Origin of the sequence: Pseudomonas lyxosi (genome assembly GCF_047758685.1) — a bacterium.
Lineage (GTDB): Bacteria > Pseudomonadota > Gammaproteobacteria > Pseudomonadales > Pseudomonadaceae > Aquipseudomonas > Aquipseudomonas lyxosi.
On sequence record NZ_CP180481.1, the window covers coordinates 2,440,986 to 2,459,073 of the forward strand.

Sequence of the window (18,088 nt, forward strand, 5' to 3'; positions counted from 1 at the left end):
GGTTGGCTCACAGGTACGCAGCGTTGGCCGCATCGAGGCGGCCTTGGGCGCGCAGGATCAATTCACAGAATTCGCGAGCGGCACCCTCGCCACCGCGGGCCTGGGTGATGCCGTGGGCGTGTTCACGGACGAAACTGGCAGCGTTTGCCACCGCCATGCCCAGACCGACGCGACGAATCACCGGCAGGTCCGGCAGGTCGTCGCCGAGATAGGCGACTTGTTCATAGCTTAGGTTGAGTTGGGCAAGAAGTTCGTCGAGTACCACCAGTTTGTCTTCGCGCCCCTGGTACACGTGTGGAATACCGAGGTTCTTCGCTCGTCGCTCGACCACCGGGGTCTTGCGGCCGCTGATGATAGCGGTCTGCACGCCGGCTGCCATCAACATCTTGATGCCCTGGCCGTCGAGGGTGTTGAACGTCTTGAATTCGCTGCCGTCTTCGAGGAAGTACAGGCGTCCGTCGGTCAGTACGCCATCGACGTCGAAAACCGCCAGTTTGATGGTCTTGCCGCGTTGCAGCAGGTCGGTGCTCATCACATTACTCCTGCGCGCAGCAGATCGGACAGGTTGAAGGCGCCGATCGGACGGTCCTCCTTGTCCACCACCACCAGCGCGTTGATTCGATGGTCTTCCATGATTTTCAGGGCTTCGGCTGCCAGCATATCGGCCCGCGCGGTCTTGCCATGAACGGTCATGACCTCGTCGATGGTCGTATGGTGGATGTCGATGGTCCGGTCAAGGGTGCGACGCAAGTCGCCGTCCGTGAAGATCCCGGCCAGTTTGCCGTCGGCCTCCACAATCGCGGTCATGCCAAGGCCCTTGCGGGTCATTTCCATCAAGGCGTCCTTGAGTAGCGTGCCACGTTGCACCTGGGGCAGTTCTGCGCCGGCGTGCATGACGGTTTCCACTTTCAGCAGCAGGCGTCGGCCAAGCGCACCACCGGGGTGGGAAAAGGCGAAATCTTCAGCGGTAAAACCGCGGGCTTCCAGCAACGCAACGGCCAGGGCGTCGCCCATGACCAGCGCGGCAGTGGTCGACGAGGTCGGTGCCAGGTTGAGCGGACAGGCTTCGTGCTCGACGTGCACGTTGAGGTTGACCTCGGCAGCCTTCGCCAGCGGTGAATCAGGGTTGCCGGTCATGCTGATCAATTGAATGCCCAGGCGCTTGATCAGCGGCAGCAGGGTGACGATTTCATTGGTGGAGCCGGAATTTGACAGCGCCAGGATGATGTCGTCGCGGGTGATCATGCCCATATCCCCGTGGCTGGCTTCGGCCGGGTGCACGAAAAAAGCCGTGGTGCCGGTACTGGCCAGGGTGGCGGCGATCTTGTTGCCGATGTGCCCCGATTTGCCCATGCCGACCACGACCACGCGCCCTTTGCTGGCCAGAATCATCTCGCAAGCGCGCACGAAATCTGCGTCGATACGGGGCAACAAGCCTTGTACGGCTTCCAGTTCGAGGCGGATGGTGCGTTGTGCTGATTGAATCAGGTCGCTGGATTGGCTCATGTCAGAAATCGTATAGCCTGATGAAAAGGCGGCGATTATAACGGTAATGATCGAAACCCTCACGCAAGTTCGTCGCGCTTTGTCATTCCTTGTTACCGAATCCCCCTGAATGGAAGCTTTTAGCCTGTCATGTTGCTCAACATGGCCCGGCTGGGCCTTGGGCGCTTGGCCTTTGCAGTGATATAGTTCGCCGCCAGTTCGGCCTGCCCGGGAGGTATGTGCTTTCGCCAGAAAGTCAGGCGTCCGAGTGAGAGGCTGCATCGCAAGGAGTTTAGATGAGTGCCGATAAAGCCTACGCGGTCGAGCTGAAGGGACTGACCTTCAAGCGCGGAACGCGCAGCATTTTCAATAACGTCGATATACGTATCCCGCGCGGCAAGGTCACCGGCATCATGGGGCCTTCCGGGTGTGGCAAGACTACGCTGTTGCGGCTGATGGGCGCGCAGTTGCGGCCCACCAAAGGCGAAGTCTGGGTCAATGGACAGAACCTGCCGAAACTGTCGCGCAGTGATCTGTTCGATGCGCGAAAGCACATGGGCGTGCTGTTTCAGAGTGGTGCTCTGTTCACCGATCTCGATGTGTTCGAGAACGTCGCCTTTCCGCTACGCGTTCATACCGAACTGCCGGAAGAAATGATCCGGGACATTGTCCTGCTCAAATTACAGGCCGTGGGCTTGCGTGGCGCCATCGACCTGATGCCTGACGAGTTGTCCGGCGGCATGAAGCGTCGCGTCGCGCTGGCCCGGGCGATTGCCCTCGATCCGCAGATCCTCATGTATGACGAGCCCTTTGTCGGTCAGGACCCTATCGCCATGGGCGTACTGGTGCGCCTGATCCGTCTGCTCAACGATGCGCTGGGCATCACCAGTATCGTGGTCTCCCACGACCTGGCCGAGACCGCGAGCATCGCCGATTACATCTATGTTGTCGGCGAAGGCCAGGTGTTGGGGCAGGGCACTCCCGAGGAACTGATGAACTCGCAGGAGCCACGCATCCGTCAATTCATGACAGGCGAGCCTGACGGTCCGGTCGCCTATCACTTTCCAGCGACGGATTACCGCGCAGATCTTCTGGGGCAGCGTTGATGCGCAAGATTTCACTAATAGAACGGGTTCGCCGGTTCGGCCACTCTGGCATTGACGTGCTGGGGGTGTTCGGCCGTTCGGCGATATTCCTGTTTCATGCCTTGCTTGGCCGTGGCGGCATTGGCGGCGGTTTTGGCTTGCTGATCAAGCAACTGCATTCGGTGGGCGTGATGTCCCTGGTGATCATCGTGGTCTCCGGGGTATTCATCGGCATGGTGCTGGCGCTGCAAGGCTTCAATATTCTATCCAGCTACGGTTCGGAGCAGGCGGTCGGCCAGATGGTTGCGCTGACGCTGTTGCGCGAGCTGGGGCCCGTGGTCACGGCGTTGTTGTTCGCCGGGCGCGCCGGTTCGGCATTGACTGCCGAAATCGGCAACATGAAGTCCACCGAGCAGTTGTCCAGTCTGGAAATGATTGGTGTCGACCCGCTCAAGTACATCATTGCCCCGCGCCTGTGGGCCGGCTTCATTTCCCTGCCGGTGCTGGCGATGATCTTCAGCGTGGTGGGCATCTGGGGTGGTTCGTGGGTGGCCGTCGACTGGCTGGGTGTCTATGAAGGTTCCTACTGGTCCAACATGCAGAACAGCGTGACCTTTGCAGACGATGTGCTCAACGGCATCATCAAAAGCATCGTTTTCGCCTTTGTCGTGACCTGGATCGCCGTATTCCAAGGCTATGACTGCGAGCCCACTTCCGAGGGGATCAGTCGTGCCACTACCAAGACCGTGGTGTATGCCTCTTTGGCTGTACTCGGCCTGGACTTTATTCTGACCGCCTTGATGTTTGGAGATTTCTGATGCAAAACCGCACCCTGGAAATCGGTGTCGGCCTTTTCTTGCTGGCTGGCATCCTGGCTTTGCTGTTGCTGGCGTTGCGGGTGAGTGGCCTGTCCCCGAGCGCAACCACCGACACTTATAAACTTTATGCGTATTTCGACAATATCGCCGGTTTGACTGTCAGAGCTAAAGTGACCATGGCCGGTGTGACCATCGGCAAGGTCACGGCAATCGATCTGGATCGCGACAGTTTCACCGGTCGAGTGACCATGCAGCTGGAAAAGCGCGTAGATAACCTGCCGACTGACTCCACTGCATCTATCCTGACCGCTGGGCTGTTGGGCGAGAAGTACATCGGTCTCAGCGTGGGCGGCGAAGAAGGCTTGCTCAAGGATGGTGGAACCATCCACGACACACAGTCGTCGCTGGTACTCGAAGACCTGATCGGTAAATTTCTGCTCAATACCGTTAGTAAAGACGCCAAATGAGGAGCTTTTAAATGATCTCTACCTTGCGACGTGGCCTGTTGGTATTACTCGCGGCCCTGCCGTTGATGGCTAACGCCGTGGCGGCGCCTTCCGCGCACGAACTGGTACAGGACACCACCAATCGGTTACTTGCCGATCTGGCGACCAATAAAGAGAAGTACAAGCAGGATCCGAAAGACTTTTATGCCGCGCTGGACAGCATCGTCGGACCTGTTGTGGATGCCGAGGGCATTTCCAAGAGCATCATGACGGTCAAATACTCGCGCAAAGCCACGCCTGCGCAAATGAAGACCTTTGAAGAAAACTTCAAAAAGGGTCTGTTCCAGTTCTATGGCAACGCTTTGCTCGAATACAACAATCAGGGGATCGTCGTCGACCCTGCCAAGGATGAGTCGGGAGACCGTACAAGCGTCGCCATGACGGTCAAAGGCAGCAACGGCGCGATTTATCCTGTGTCTTACACACTCGAAAAGATCAATGGCGAGTGGAAACTGCGCAACGTGATCATCAACGGCATTAACATCGGCAAGCTGTTCCGTGATCAGTTCGCTGATGCGATGCAGCGCAATGGCAATGACCTGGACAAGACCATCAATGGTTGGGCCGGGGAAGTCGCCAAAGCCAAGGAAGCCAGTCAGAAGCAAACCACCGAGACGCAAGCTCAATGAGTGTTTCGGCCATTCGCATGAGCGAATCCGGTGAGCTGACACTTAGCGGCATGCTGGATTACCGCACCGGCCCCGGCTTGCGCAAGCAGGGGCAGGCGCTGATCAAATCCAGCAAGGCCGCTGCACTGGTGGTCGATTGCTCGGCAGTGTTGAAATCCAGCAGTGTCGGCTTGTCGCTGCTGCTGTGCTTCATGCGTGATGCAGAGGCGGCCGGCAAGGCGCTGAGCATCCGCGGGATGCCAGAAGACATGCGCGAAATCGCTCAGGTCAGCGAATTGACCGAGCTGTTGGCGCATCCCTAACCGCATCTATAAAGAAGCCCCCCCGTCAGAGTCCTGCTTCGCGGGGTTCGCAGGCGCGGGGCTTTTTTGTATGATGTCCGACCCGTGCGCACAGGGCGCCGATTGAGGTTGAGCATGCAGGCCGTAGAAGTGAAGAGCTTCCTTGAAGGAAAGCTGCCCGGAACTCAGGTAGAAGTTGAGGGCGAAGGCTGCAACTTTCAGCTGAACGTGATTAGCGATGAACTGGCGGCGTTGAGCCCGGTGAAGCGTCAGCAGCAGATCTATGCCCATTTGAACCCATGGATCACCGATGGCAGCATCCATGCGGTCACTATGAAATTTTTCAGCAGCGCGGCCTGGGCCGAGCGCACCTGAGCCCAAGGGCGTCGAGATTCTTATGGATAAATTGATTATTACCGGTGGCGTTCGTCTTGATGGCGAAATCCGCATCTCCGGGGCAAAGAACTCTGCCCTGCCGATCCTGGCTGCAACCTTGCTGTGCGATGGCCCGGTGACTGTTGCCAACCTGCCGCACCTGCACGACATCACCACCATGATCGAGCTGTTCGGTCGTATGGGCATCGAGCCGGTGATCGACGAGAAACTCAGCGTCGAAATCGACCCGCGCACCATCAAGACCCTGATCGCTCCGTACGAACTGGTGAAAACCATGCGTGCGTCGATCCTGGTGCTGGGCCCGATGGTTGCCCGTTTCGGTGAAGCCGAAGTCGCACTGCCTGGCGGTTGCGCCATTGGTTCGCGTCCGGTTGACCTGCACATTCGTGGCCTCGAAGCCATGGGCGCGGTCATCGATGTCGAAGGCGGCTACATCAAGGCCAAGGCGCCTGAAGGTGGCCTGCGCGGTGCGCACTTCTTCTTCGACACCGTCAGCGTGACCGGTACCGAAAACATCATGATGGCCGCCGCTCTGGCCAAGGGTCGCAGTGTTCTGGCAAACGCCGCTCGCGAGCCTGAAGTCATCGACCTGGCGAACTTCCTGAACGCCATGGGCGCCAAGATCACTGGCGCCGGCACTGACACCATCACCATCGATGGCGTCGAGCGTCTGCACCCGACCACTTACAAAGTGATGCCTGACCGTATCGAGACCGGCACTTACCTGGTCGCAGCTGCTGTGACCGGCGGCCGTGTGAAGGTCAAGGACACCGATCCGACCATCCTCGAAGCCGTTCTTGAGAAACTCAAGGAATCGGGTGCCGAAATCACCTGCGGCGAAGACTGGATCGAGCTGAACATGCACGGCAAGCGGCCAAAAGCCGTTAACGTGCGCACCGCTCCGTACCCGGCGTTCCCGACCGACATGCAGGCGCAGTTCATCTCCCTCAACGCCATTGCCGAAGGCACTGGCGCTGTGATCGAGACGATCTTCGAAAACCGCTTCATGCACGTTTACGAACTGCACCGCATGGGCGCTCACATCCAGGTCGAAGGCAACACCGCCATCGTTACCGGCATCGAAAAGCTCAAGGGCGCGCCAGTCATGGCTACCGACTTGCGTGCTTCGGCCAGCCTGGTGATCTCGGCGTTGATCGCTGAAGGTGACACCCTGATCGACCGCATCTACCACATCGACCGTGGTTACGAGTGCATCGAAGAGAAACTGCAGATGCTCGGCGCCAAGATCCGCCGCGTACCGGGCTAGTTTCTGTTACATGGGCACAGGGACGTGCCCGTTGGTTTCGTTTCAAGTCGAGGGTGTTTGCGCCCTCGATGTGTGTCCGGCGCCATTTGCGACCGGGCATCAGTAGCCTGATAAGGACTGACGTTTCCCATGTTGACCATCGCACTGTCCAAGGGCCGCATCCTTGACGACACCCTGCCGCTTCTGGCTGAAGCGGGCATCGTGCCGACCGAGAATCCGGACAAGAGCCGCAAGCTGATCATCCCCACGACTCAGGCCGATGTACGGCTGCTGATCGTGCGCGCCACCGATGTGCCGACTTACGTCGAACATGGTGCCGCGGACCTGGGCGTCGCCGGTAAAGATGTGCTGATGGAATATGGCGGCCAGGGCCTGTACGAGCCATTGGACCTGCGAATTGCCCTCTGCAAGCTGATGACCGCCGGCCGTGTCGGCGATGTCGAGCCCAAGGGCCGCCTGCGTGTGGCGACCAAGTTCGTCAACGTTGCCAAGCGCTACTACGCCGAACAGGGCCGTCAGGTCGACATCATCAAGCTCTATGGCTCGATGGAACTGGCGCCGCTGATCGGTCTGGCAGACAAGATCATCGACGTGGTCGACACCGGCAACACCCTGCGCGCCAATGGTCTGGAACCCCAGGATTTCATTGCCGACATCAGCTCCCGGCTGATCGTAAACAAAGCTTCGATGAAAATGCAGCACGCCCGTATCCAGGCGTTGATCGACACCCTGCGCAAGGCAGTGGAGTCTCGACACCGCGGCTGATTCACCTGCGCGGCCATAAACCGCGCCCGTCTATCCGCCTCATAGCCAGAATTCTCAGGTGCCCAAGCGGAAATGACTGCTAAGTTAGGGCGCCTGAGTTTTTGCCAATTCTATGAGGCTCTCGCTATGACCGCACCGACTGCAATTCGCCGACTCAACGCTGCTGACCCGGATTTCGCACATCATCTGGATCATCTGCTGAGCTGGGAAAGTGTGTCTGACGACTCGGTCAATCAGCGGGTGCTGGACATCATCAAGGCCGTGCGCGAGCGTGGCGATGCGGCGCTGGTGGAATTCACCCAGAAGTTCGACGGCCTGCAGGTCGCGTCCATGGCGGACCTGATCCTGCCTCGTGAGCGCCTGGAACTGGCCCTGACCCGAATCACCGTGCCTCAGCGCGAAGCGCTGGAAAAAGCCGCGTCCCGAGTACGCAGCTACCACGAGAAACAGAAGCAGGACTCCTGGAGCTACACCGAAGCCGACGGCACCGTGCTGGGCCAGAAAGTTACGCCGCTGGATCGCGCCGGTCTGTACGTACCGGGCGGTAAGGCGTCGTACCCGTCCTCGGTACTGATGAACGCGATTCCGGCCAAGGTGGCTGGCGTGACCGAAGTGGTCATGGTGGTGCCGACGCCTCGTGGCGAAATCAACGAGCTGGTGCTGGCCGCAGCCTGCATCGCCGGCGTCGACCGCGTGTTCACCATCGGCGGCGCTCAAGCGGTCGCCGCGCTGGCTTACGGCACCGAAAGCGTGCCGAAGGTCGACAAGGTGGTCGGTCCGGGCAACATCTACGTCGCCACCGCCAAGCGCCACGTGTTCGGCCAGGTCGGCATCGACATGATCGCCGGCCCATCCGAAATCCTCGTAGTCTGCGACGGTCACACCGATCCGGACTGGATCGCCATGGACCTGTTCTCCCAAGCCGAACACGACGAAGACGCCCAGGCGATTCTGGTCAGCCCGGATGCCGAGTTCCTCGACAAGGTCGCCGCCAGCATCGCCAAACTGCTGCCGACCATGGAACGCGCCGAGATCATCGAAACGTCGATCAATGGCCGTGGTGCTCTGATCAAGGTCCGCGACATGGACCAAGCCATCGAAGTGGCCAACCGCATTGCACCGGAACACCTTGAGTTGTCCGTTGCTGATCCGCAGGCCTGGCTGCCGAAGATTCGCCACGCTGGCGCGATCTTCATGGGCCGTCACACCTGCGAAGCCTTGGGCGACTACTGCGCCGGTCCGAACCACGTGTTGCCAACCTCCGGCACCGCGCGTTTCTCCTCGCCGCTGGGTGTGTACGACTTCCAGAAGCGTTCGTCGATCATCTTCTGCTCCGAGCAGGGTGCGTCGGAACTGGGCAAAACCGCTTCCGTGCTGGCCCGTGGCGAGTCCTTGACCGCCCACGCCCGCAGCGCCGAATACCGCATCATTGACGACAAGCAGGGGAACTGAAGATGAGTAAATTCTGGAGCCCGTTCGTCAAGAATCTGGTGCCTTACGTGCCGGGCGAGCAGCCAAAACTGGCGAAACTGGTGAAGCTCAACACCAACGAAAATCCGTACGGCCCATCGCCCAAAGCCTTGGCGGCGATGCAGACCGAACTGAACGACAATTTGCGTCTGTACCCGGACCCGAACAGTGATGTGCTCAAGCAAGCCGTCGCCAAGTACTACGGCGTGCAGAGCAATCAGGTGTTTCTCGGTAACGGTTCCGATGAAGTCCTGGCGCACATCTTTCACGGTTTGCTGCAACACGATCAGCCGCTGCTGTTCCCCGACATCAGCTACAGCTTCTATCCGGTTTACTGCGGGTTGTACGGCATCGCCTTCGACGCGGTGCCGCTGGACGAGCAGTTCCAGATCAACCCGGCGGACTACGCCAAGCCGAACGGCGGGATCATCTTCCCGAATCCGAATGCACCGACGGGCTGCCTCTTGGCGCTGGATGCCGTGGAGCAAATCCTCAAGGCCAGCCCGGATTCGGTGGTCGTGGTGGATGAGGCTTACATCGATTTCGGCGGTGAGACGGCGATCAGCCTGGTGGATCGTTATCCGAACCTGCTGGTGACCCAGACCCTGTCCAAGTCCCGTTCGCTGGCCGGCCTGCGGGTGGGGCTGGCGGTGGGACATCCGGATTTGATCGAGGCGCTGGAGCGGATCAAGAACAGCTTCAACTCCTATCCGCTGGATCGTCTGGCGAATGTCGGTGCAGCCGCAGCGTTCGAAGATCGTGAGTACTTCGACAAGACCTGCCGGTTGGTCATCGAGAATCGTGAGTGGGTCGTTGCGCAATTGGAAGCGAAGGGCTTTGAAGTGCTGCCGTCGGCGGCAAACTTCATTTTCGCCCGTCATCCGCAGCACGATGCGGCAGGGCTGGCGGCGAAGTTGCGTGAGCAAGGCGTGATCGTTCGGCACTTCAAGCAGGAGCGGATTGCCCAGTTCCTGCGGATTTCGATTGGCACGCCCGAGCAGAATCAGGCGTTGATCGACGGCTTGGGCGATCTCTAACTCTACTCACTGATCGTTCCCATGCTCTGCGTGGGAATGCATCCCGTGACGCTCCGCGTCACAGTGGACGCAGAGCGTCCATGGCGGCATTCCCACGCGGAGCGTGGGAACGATCATTACAGTGGTCTTTTGCTGGTTGCTTACTCTTCTTCTTTCTCTTTGACTGGCGCAGGCGGCGGACGCAAACCGATCTCGGCGGTGAGCTTGAGCTCTTTGCCGTTGCGCATCACCTGGATCGTGACCTTGTCGGTCGGTTTGATCCGCGCAACCTGGTTCATCGAACGGCGACCATCGCCGGCCGGTTCGCCGTCGATGCTGAGGATCACGTCACCCAGTTGCAGGCCGGCCTTCTGCGCCGGACCGTCACGGAAAATCCCCGCGACCACAATGCCCGGGCGCCCCGACAGGCCAAACGATTCCGCCAGTTCCTGGCTCAACGGCTGCACTTCGATACCGAGCCAGCCGCGAATCACCTGGCCGTGCTCGATAATCGACTTCATCACTTCCATGGCCAGTTTCACCGGGATTGCGAAACCGATGCCCTGCGAACCGCCAGACTTGGAGAAGATCGCCGTGTTGATGCCGGTCAGGTTGCCGTTTGCATCCACCAGCGCACCGCCGGAGTTGCCGGGGTTGATCGCAGCGTCGGTCTGAATGAAGTCTTCGTAGTTGTTCAGGCCCAGCTGATTGCGCCCGGTGGCGCTGATGATGCCCATGGTCACGGTCTGGCCGACACCGAACGGGTTACCGATGGCCAGGGCCACGTCGCCGATGCGGATGTTGTCGGAACGACCGACAGTGATCGATGGAAGATTCTTCAAGTCGATCTTCAGGACCGCGAGGTCGGTTTCCGGGTCGCTGCCGATCACTCGGGCCAGGGTTTCACGACCGTCCTTGAGCGCCACCACGATCTGGTCGGCACCGGTGGTCACATGGTTGTTGGTCAGCAGGTAACCTTCCGGGCTCATGATCACGCCTGAACCGAGGCTCGATTCCATGCGCTTCTGTTTGGGCGAGTTGTCGCCGAAGAAGCGGCGGAACTGCGGATCCTCGAACAGCGGATGGTTCGGTTTGTTGATGACTTTGGTGGTGTACAGGTTGACCACCGACGGCGCGGCCGTGGTCACCGCGTCGGCATAGGACACCGGACCCTGTTGCATGGTGGTGGTTTGCGGGGCTTGCTGCATGTTGACGTCGAGGCTCGGGAGCCCGACCCACTGCGGGTAACGCTGGATTATCAATAGAGCGATAAGCACGCCGGCCAACAGCGGCCAGCCGGAAAAACGCAGCGCTTTGAGCATTAAGCACGTCCTGAGAGGTTGCAGGCGGTATGAGACCGCCCATAATGTCGCGCATTATACGAGGCGAAGCGTGCCTCTGAACGGGATATTTAGGAGTCTTTTATGGCCGTCGCCTTGAGCACCCTGGTCGAAGAAGCCGACCGTTACCTTAACAGTGCAAAGATTGCCGATTACTGCCCTAACGGGTTGCAGGTCGAAGGCCGGCCGCAGGTCATGCGCATCGTCAGTGGCGTCACCGCCAGCCAGGCGTTGCTCGACGCCGCTGTGGAAGCCAGCGCCGACCTGGTGCTGGTGCATCACGGCTATTTCTGGAAAGGCGAGAATCCGTGCATCACCGGCATGAAGCAGCGTCGGTTGAAAACCTTGCTCAAGCACGATATCAGCCTGTTGTCCTACCATCTGCCGCTGGATCTGCACCCGGAAGTCGGCAATAACGTTCAGCTGGCACGTCAGCTCGATATCACTGTGGAAGGCCCATTGGACCCGGACAATCTCAAAGTTGTCGGCCTGGTCGGTTCATTGAGCGAGCCGGTGACGCCCCGCGATTTCGCCCGCCGCGTACAAGAAGTCATGGGCCGCGAGCCGTTGCTGATCGAAGGCAGCGAGATGATTCGCCGCGTTGGCTGGTGCACCGGTGGCGGTCAGGGTTACATCGATCAGGCCGTGCTGGCTGGCGTCGACTTGTACATAAGCGGTGAGGCGTCCGAGCAGACCTTCCATAGCGCCCGGGAAAACGACATCAGCTTCATCGCCGCCGGCCACCACGCCACCGAACGCTATGGCGTGCAGGCACTCGGGGATTATCTGGCGCGGCGTTTCGCTCTCGAACATATCTTCATTGATTGCCCGAATCCCATCTGACTGCCCAAACGCGGGGGTATATTCATATACCCTTTCGATCTAGTCGGCGTCCTGATTAGAAGAGGTCGCTGTGCTAGGATTCCCCGCTCGAACACGGCCCGCTGGCCGTCCATAAGATCGTTTTCGTGAGTAGCCATGGTCGACAAACTGACGCATCTGAAACAGCTGGAGGCCGAAAGCATCCACATCATCCGCGAGGTCGCCGCCGAGTTCGATAACCCGGTGATGCTGTACTCCGTCGGTAAAGACTCCGCCGTGATGCTGCACCTTGCGCGCAAGGCATTCTTCCCGGGCAAACTGCCGTTCCCGGTGATGCACGTGGACACCCGGTGGAAGTTCAAGGAAATGTACGCGTTCCGCGACCGCATGGTCGAAGAACTCGGCCTGGACCTGATCGTGCACGTGAACCCCGATGGCGTCGCGCAGGGCATCAACCCGCTGACCCACGGCAGCGCCAAGCACACCGACATCATGAAAACCGAAGGCCTCAAGCAGGCCCTCGACAAGTACGGTTTCGATGCCGCTTTCGGCGGTGCCCGTCGTGACGAAGAGAAATCCCGTGCCAAAGAGCGCGTGTATTCCTTCCGCGACACCAAGCACCGCTGGGACCCGAAAAACCAGCGTCCCGAGTTGTGGAACGTCTACAACGGCAAGGTCAACAAGGGCGAATCGATCCGCGTGTTCCCTTTGTCGAACTGGACCGAGCTGGACATCTGGCAGTACATCTACCTCGAAGGCATCCCGATTGTGCCGCTGTATTTCGCCGCCGAGCGCGACGTCATCGAGATGAATGGCACCTGGATCATGATTGACGACGAACGTCTGCTCAATCACCTGAGCGATGAAGACAAGGCGCGCATCGTCAAGAAGAAGGTCCGTTTCCGTACACTCGGCGACTACCCGTTGACCGGTGCGGTCGAGTCCGAGGCCATCAGCTTGACCGACATCATTCAGGAAATGCTCCTGACGCGAACTTCCGAACGCCAGGGCCGGGTCATCGATCACGATGGCGCAGGCTCGATGGAAGAAAAGAAACGTCAGGGTTATTTCTAAGGGGTTGTCATGTCGCACGCATCTGATTTGATCAGCGAGGACATCCTCGCCTACCTGGGCCAGCATGAACGCAAGGAAATGCTGCGCTTTCTGACCTGTGGCAACGTCGACGACGGCAAGAGCACCCTGATCGGGCGCCTGCTGCACGACTCCAAAATGATCTACGAAGATCACCTGGAAGCCATTACCCGCGACTCGAAAAAAGTCGGCACCACCGGCGATGACATCGACCTGGCATTGCTGGTCGACGGCCTGCAGGCCGAGCGGGAGCAGGGCATCACCATCGATGTCGCTTACCGTTATTTCTCCACCGCCAAACGCAAATTCATCATCGCCGACACCCCTGGCCATGAGCAGTACACCCGCAACATGGCCACCGGTGCGTCCACCTGTGACCTGGCGATCATCCTGGTCGACGCCCGTTACGGCGTGCAGACCCAGACCCGTCGCCACAGCTTCATTGCCTCGTTGCTGGGCATCAAGCACATCGTTGTCGCCATCAACAAGATGGACCTCAACGGCTTCGACGAAACAGTCTTCGAGTCGATCAAGGCCGATTACCTGAAGTTCGCCGAAGGCATCGCGTTCAAGCCGACCACCATGGCCTTCGTGCCGATGTCGGCGCTGAAAGGCGACAACGTGGTGAACAAGTCCGAGCGCTCGCCGTGGTACACCGGCCAGTCGCTGATGGAAATTCTTGAAACCGTCGAAATCGCCAACGACCGCAACTACACCGATTTGCGTTTTCCGGTGCAGTACGTCAACCGTCCGAACCTGAACTTCCGTGGTTTCGCCGGTACGCTGGCCAGCGGCGTCGTGCACAAGGGCGACGAAGTCGTCGTGCTGCCGTCGGGCAAGAGCAGCCGTGTGAAATCCATTGTCACCTTCGAAGGTGAGCTGGAGCACGCCGGTCCTGGTCAAGCGGTGACGCTGACCATGGAAGACGAGATCGACATCTCTCGCGGCGACTTGTTGGTGCACGCCGACAACCTGCCGCAAGTGACCGACGCCTTCGACGCCATGCTGGTGTGGATGGCCGAAGAACCAATGCTGCCGGGCAAGAAATACGACATCAAGCGCGCCACGACTTACGTGCCGGGTTCGATCACCAGCATCGTCAACCGCGTTGACGTGAACACCCTGGAAGAAGGTCCGGCCAGTTCGTTGAATCTGAACGAGATCGGTCGGGTCAAGATCAGCCTCGACGCGGCCATCGCGCTGGACGGTTACGCGAGCAACCGCACTACTGGTTCGTTCATCGTCATCGATCGTTTGACCAATGGCACCGTCGCGGCCGGCATGATCATCGCTCAGCCGTTGAGCCATGGCACCAGCACGCATCACGGCAAACTGGCGCACGTCGCCACCGAAGAACGCGCTCAGCGCTTCGGCCAGCAACCGGCCACCGTGTTGTTCAGTGGCTTGTCGGGCGCCGGCAAAAGCACCCTGGCTTACGCGGTTGAACGCAAGCTGTTCGACATGGGCCGTGCGGTATTTGTACTCGATGGCCAGAACCTGCGTCATGACCTGAACAAAGGTCTGCCACAGGATCGCGCCGGGCGTACCGAGAACTGGCGTCGTGCGGCGCACGTTGCGCGTCAGTTCAACGAAGCCGGTCTGCTGACACTGGCAGCCTTCGTTGCGCCGAGTGCCGAAGGTCGTGAGCAAGCCAGGGAGTTGATCGGCAAGGAGCGTCTGCTGACGGTCTACGTCCAGGCCTCTCCGACGGTCTGTGCCGAGCGTGACCCACAAGGCTTGTACGCGGCGGCCGGGGATAACATCCCGGGCGATTCCTTCCCGTACGACGTGCCGCTGGACGCCGACCTCGTGGTCGACACCCAGTCGCTGTCGCTGGAAGAAAGCGTCAAGCAAGTGCTGGATCTGCTGCGCAAGCGTGGCGCGATCTAAGCGTTAGCCGTTAATAAAAAACCCGCCGATGATCACTCATCGGCGGGTTTTTTTGTGTCCCTGAAATGTGATCGTTCCCACGCTCTGCGTGGGAATGCCTCAATGGACGCTCCGCGTCCGCTTCGGCAGGGACGCGGAGCGTCCCGGGCTGCATTCCCACGCAGAGCGTGGGAACGATCAGTTAGACGGGTATTCGCGATGCATTTGCGCAAGTAGCGCATCCTTGTCGTTCCACAACTGGTTGATCCAGCCCTGAAACTGCAAGCGATACTCGCCGTCCTGGTCGTAGTTCTTGCCGATGAACTGCGGCGGAATCTTCAGTTCCTGAAAGTGCACCACCACGTCCTTCACATTCCCGCACAGCAGATCCCAGTAACCGGGACGCCCGGCCGGGTAGTGAATGGTCACGTTGACGATGGCTTCCAGCTGCTCACCCATGGCATCCAGCACAAACGCAATGCCGCCAGCCTTGGGCTTGAGTAGATGCTTGAACGGCGATTTCTGCTGGGCATGCTTGCCTTCGGTGAAACGCGTGCCTTCGACGAAGTTGAAAATTCCCACCGGGTTATGGCGGAACTTGTCGCAGGTCTTGCGGGTGGTTTCCAGGTCTTTGCCTTTCTTCTCCGGGTGCTTCTCCAGGTAGGCCTTGGAGTAGCGCTTCATGAACGGAAAGCCGAGCGCCCACCACGCCAGACCAATCACCGGCACCCAGATCAGTTCCTGTTTGAGGAAGAACTTCAGCGGGCGAATCTTCCGGTTCAGCACGTACTGCAACACCATGATGTCGACCCAGCTCTGGTGGTTGCTGGTGATCAAATACGAGTGCTGATAGTCCAGACCTTCCAGGCCGCTGAGTTTCCAGCGTGTGTGCCCGAGCAAGTCCATCCACGCCTTGTTGTTGCTGATCCAGGCTTCGTGGATGTGGCTCATCAGCCAATCGGTAAAACGCTGGGCGGCGGGGAAGGGCAATAGCAGTTTGAAAATCGCCACGATGAACAGCGGTGTGCAGCAGGCAATCGTGTTCAGCGCCAACAGCAGCGAGGCAATCACGCCTCGCAGCGGTGCAGGTAGGGAATCCAGCATTTAAAGATCCAAAGGTCGGTTGGCAGCTTGAATCGCGGTCAACGCGATGGTGTAGACGATGTCGTCGACTTGGGCGCCGCGCGGCAGGTCGTTCACCGGTTTGCGCAGGCCTTGCAGCATCGGCCCGAGGCTGACGCAATCGGCGCTGCGCTGCACGGCTTTGTGGGTGGTGTTGCCGGTGTTCAGGTCGGGGAACACGAACACTGTGGCGCGACCGGCGACCTGGCTGTTCGGCGCCAGTTGCCGGGCAACGGTTTCGTTGGCGGCGGCGTCGTATTGCAACGGGCCGTCGATCAACAGCGAGTTCTGTTGTTCATGGGCGAGCAACGTCGCTTCGCGCACCTTCTCGACTTCTTCGCCGCTGGCCGATTCACCGCTGGAGTAGCTGATCATCGCCACGCGCGGGGTGATGCCGAAGGCGGCTGCGGAGTCGGCGCTTTGCAGCGCGATTTCAGCCAGTTCGCTGGCGCTCGGGTGCGGGTTCATCACGCAGTCGCCGTAGACCAGTACTTCCTCGGGGAAGAGCATGAAGAACACTGACGACACCAGCGTGCAGCCCGGTGCCGTTTTAATCAGCTGCAGAGCCGGACGGATGGTGTTGGCGGTGGAGTGAATGACACCGGACACGAGGCCGTCGACTTCATCCAGCGCCAGCATCATGGTGCCGATCACCACGGTGTCTTCCAGTTGCTGCTCGGCCATCGGTGCGTTGAGACTTTTGGTTTTGCGCAGGGCGACCATCGGCTCGACGTAGCGCTCGCGGATCAAGTCCGGGTCGAGAATCTCCAGCCCCGGCGGCAGCTCGATGCCTTGGGCGCGAGCCACAGCTTCGACGTCTGCCGGTTTCGCCAGCAAGACACAACGGGCAATGCCGCGCGCCTGACAGATTGCCGCGGCTTGCACGGTCAACGGCTCGCTGCCTTCAGGCAGGACGATGCGTTTGTTGGCAGCCTGGGCGCGCTGGATCAATTGATAACGGAACACGGCGGGCGACAGGCGCATTTCCCGTGGTGTGCCGCAGCGTTGGTGCAGCCACTTGGCGTCGAGGTGGCTGGCGACGAAGTCGGTGATGATCTCCGCGCGCTCGCGGTCGTCGATCGGGATTTCCTTGTTCAAACCGTTCAGCTGGTTGGCGGTGTCGTAGGAACCGGTGCTCACCGACAACACCGGCAGGCCCGCCTGCAAGGCTCCACGGCACAGGTCCATGATGCGTGGGTCGGGCAGGGTGTCGCTGGTCAGCAACAGGCCGGCCAGCGGCACGCCGTTCATGGCGGCGAGGCTGACGGCAAGGATGATGTCGTCGCGATCACCGGGCGTTACCACCAACACGCCGGGCTTGAGCAGCTCCACGGTGTTGCGCATGGTACGGGCGCAGATGATGATTTTGGTCATGCGCCGGGTTTCGTAATCACCGGCATTGAGAATCTGCGCGCCCATCAGATCGGCGACGTCGCGGGTGCGCGGGGCGTTCAATTCCGGCTGGAACGGGATGCAACCCAACAGACGGAAATCGCCACTGCGCAGCAACGGCGAATGCTCTTTCAAGCGCGAGGCAAAGGCCTCCATGCTCTCCTCGGTTTTGACTTTGTTGAGGATCACGCCGAGGACTTTCGGGTCTTTCGGACCGCCGAACAATTGCGCCTGCAATTCCACTCGGCCGGACAGTTCGGTCAGCACTTCGTTTTCCGGTGCCGAGACCAGGATCACTTCGGCGTCGAGGCTTTTCGCCAAATGCAGATTGACCCGTGCGGCGTAACTGGCGCTGCGGGTCGGGACCATGCCTTCGACGATCAGCACATCTTTGCCGACAGCAGCCTGCTGATAGAGGGTGATGATTTCTTCGAGCAACTCGTCCAGCTGTCCGTCGCCGAGCATGCGCTCGACGTGCGCGAGACCGAGCGGCTGAGGCGGTTTCAAACCGTGAGTGCGTGCCACCAGTTCGGTGGACCGTTCAGGCCCGGTGTCGCCCGGATGCGGCTGGGCAATCGGTTTGAAAAAGCCGACCTTGAGACCGGCCCGCTCAAGAGTACGCACCAGCCCGAGGCTGATGGAGGTCAGACCCACACCAAAATCGGTGGGCGCGATAAAAAAAGTTTGCATGCGGATTCTCTGGAGGTGCATGGCAATGGTGACGACCTATGTC

General features: G+C 59.7%; 18 protein-coding genes. 13 read left to right on the forward strand and 5 right to left on the reverse strand.

The genetic code is table 11. The features are described 5' to 3' along the window. Window positions 1-7: 7 nt before the first annotated feature. Window positions 8-532, reverse strand: coding sequence for a KdsC family phosphatase (locus ACMXYI_RS11270; protein ID WP_415773253.1), 525 nt, complete (start codon window positions 530-532; stop codon window positions 8-10). Continuing rightward, a complete protein-coding gene (locus tag ACMXYI_RS11275) occupies window positions 532-1,506 on the reverse strand; it encodes a KpsF/GutQ family sugar-phosphate isomerase (protein WP_008150750.1) in 975 nt (324 codons plus the stop codon). The genes ACMXYI_RS11270 and ACMXYI_RS11275 overlap by 1 nt, the downstream gene beginning before the upstream one ends. Before the next feature lie 275 nt (window positions 1,507-1,781). On the opposite strand from ACMXYI_RS11275, the gene ACMXYI_RS11280 reads away from it, so the two are divergent. From ACMXYI_RS11280 to hisC, 10 genes are all read left to right on the forward strand, one after another. After that, on the forward strand, window positions 1,782-2,591 hold the full coding sequence (locus ACMXYI_RS11280) for an ATP-binding cassette domain-containing protein (RefSeq protein WP_008150748.1): 810 nt from the start codon (window positions 1,782-1,784) through the stop codon (window positions 2,589-2,591). Then, on the forward strand, window positions 2,591-3,388 hold the full coding sequence (gene mlaE / locus ACMXYI_RS11285) for a lipid asymmetry maintenance ABC transporter permease subunit MlaE (RefSeq protein WP_008150745.1): 798 nt from the start codon (window positions 2,591-2,593) through the stop codon (window positions 3,386-3,388). Before ACMXYI_RS11280 ends, mlaE begins: the two co-directional genes overlap by 1 nt. Next, window positions 3,388-3,855: an outer membrane lipid asymmetry maintenance protein MlaD gene (mlaD, locus tag ACMXYI_RS11290; protein WP_046045861.1), complete on the forward strand. Its 468-nt coding sequence runs from the start codon at window positions 3,388-3,390 to the stop codon at window positions 3,853-3,855. Before mlaE ends, mlaD begins: the two co-directional genes overlap by 1 nt. Window positions 3,856-3,866: 11 nt before the next feature. Further along, a complete protein-coding gene (locus tag ACMXYI_RS11295; protein WP_415773254.1) occupies window positions 3,867-4,523 on the forward strand; it encodes an MlaC/ttg2D family ABC transporter substrate-binding protein in 657 nt (218 codons plus the stop codon). Further along, entirely contained in the window at window positions 4,520-4,825 is a 306-nt protein-coding gene (locus tag ACMXYI_RS11300) for an STAS domain-containing protein (protein WP_008150739.1), read from the forward strand. Before ACMXYI_RS11295 ends, ACMXYI_RS11300 begins: the two co-directional genes overlap by 4 nt. Before the next feature lie 114 nt (window positions 4,826-4,939). Beyond that, window positions 4,940-5,179 carry a BolA family protein gene (locus ACMXYI_RS11305; RefSeq protein WP_046052891.1) on the forward strand — a complete coding sequence of 80 codons (240 nt, stop codon included), beginning with the start codon at window positions 4,940-4,942 and terminating at the stop codon, window positions 5,177-5,179. Between the two features lie 22 nt (window positions 5,180-5,201). After that, complete coding sequence (gene murA / locus ACMXYI_RS11310; RefSeq protein ID WP_415773255.1) at window positions 5,202-6,467, forward strand: UDP-N-acetylglucosamine 1-carboxyvinyltransferase; 1,266 nt, start codon at window positions 5,202-5,204, stop codon at window positions 6,465-6,467. A gap of 129 nt (window positions 6,468-6,596) precedes the next feature. Continuing rightward, window positions 6,597-7,232, forward strand: coding sequence for an ATP phosphoribosyltransferase (gene hisG, locus ACMXYI_RS11315; RefSeq protein WP_007901570.1), 636 nt, complete (start codon window positions 6,597-6,599; stop codon window positions 7,230-7,232). A 126-nt stretch (window positions 7,233-7,358) separates the two neighbouring features. Beyond that, window positions 7,359-8,684: a histidinol dehydrogenase gene (gene hisD, locus ACMXYI_RS11320; RefSeq protein WP_415773256.1), complete on the forward strand. Its 1,326-nt coding sequence runs from the start codon at window positions 7,359-7,361 to the stop codon at window positions 8,682-8,684. A gap of 2 nt (window positions 8,685-8,686) precedes the next feature. Then, on the forward strand, window positions 8,687-9,739 hold the full coding sequence (gene hisC, locus ACMXYI_RS11325; RefSeq protein ID WP_415773257.1) for a histidinol-phosphate transaminase: 1,053 nt from the start codon (window positions 8,687-8,689) through the stop codon (window positions 9,737-9,739). A gap of 140 nt (window positions 9,740-9,879) precedes the next feature. Here the strand turns inward: hisC and algW are convergent, their stop codons facing one another. Next, a complete protein-coding gene (gene algW, locus ACMXYI_RS11330; protein ID WP_129438464.1) occupies window positions 9,880-11,040 on the reverse strand; it encodes a Do family serine endopeptidase AlgW in 1,161 nt (386 codons plus the stop codon). A 102-nt stretch (window positions 11,041-11,142) separates the two neighbouring features. On the opposite strand from algW, the gene ACMXYI_RS11335 reads away from it, so the two are divergent. From ACMXYI_RS11335 to cysN, 3 genes are all read left to right on the forward strand, one after another. Further along, window positions 11,143-11,901: a Nif3-like dinuclear metal center hexameric protein gene (locus ACMXYI_RS11335; RefSeq protein ID WP_415773258.1), complete on the forward strand. Its 759-nt coding sequence runs from the start codon at window positions 11,143-11,145 to the stop codon at window positions 11,899-11,901. Between the two features lie 135 nt (window positions 11,902-12,036). After that, entirely contained in the window at window positions 12,037-12,954 is a 918-nt protein-coding gene (cysD, locus tag ACMXYI_RS11340) for a sulfate adenylyltransferase subunit CysD (RefSeq protein WP_283182974.1), read from the forward strand. A 9-nt stretch (window positions 12,955-12,963) separates the two neighbouring features. Then, the gene (gene cysN, locus ACMXYI_RS11345) at window positions 12,964-14,862 is read left to right on the forward strand and encodes a sulfate adenylyltransferase subunit CysN (RefSeq protein ID WP_033057957.1); all 1,899 of its coding nucleotides are present in this window, start codon (window positions 12,964-12,966) and stop codon (window positions 14,860-14,862) included. Between the two features lie 177 nt (window positions 14,863-15,039). Here cysN and ACMXYI_RS11350 read toward each other — a convergent pair whose 3' ends face one another. Together ACMXYI_RS11350 and pta are read right to left on the reverse strand one after the other, a co-directional pair. Continuing rightward, entirely contained in the window at window positions 15,040-15,945 is a 906-nt protein-coding gene (locus ACMXYI_RS11350) for an acyltransferase (protein WP_415773259.1), read from the reverse strand. Continuing rightward, window positions 15,946-18,045, reverse strand: coding sequence for a phosphate acetyltransferase (pta, locus tag ACMXYI_RS11355; RefSeq protein ID WP_095129433.1), 2,100 nt, complete (start codon window positions 18,043-18,045; stop codon window positions 15,946-15,948). Window positions 18,046-18,088: the final 43 nt, after the last annotated feature.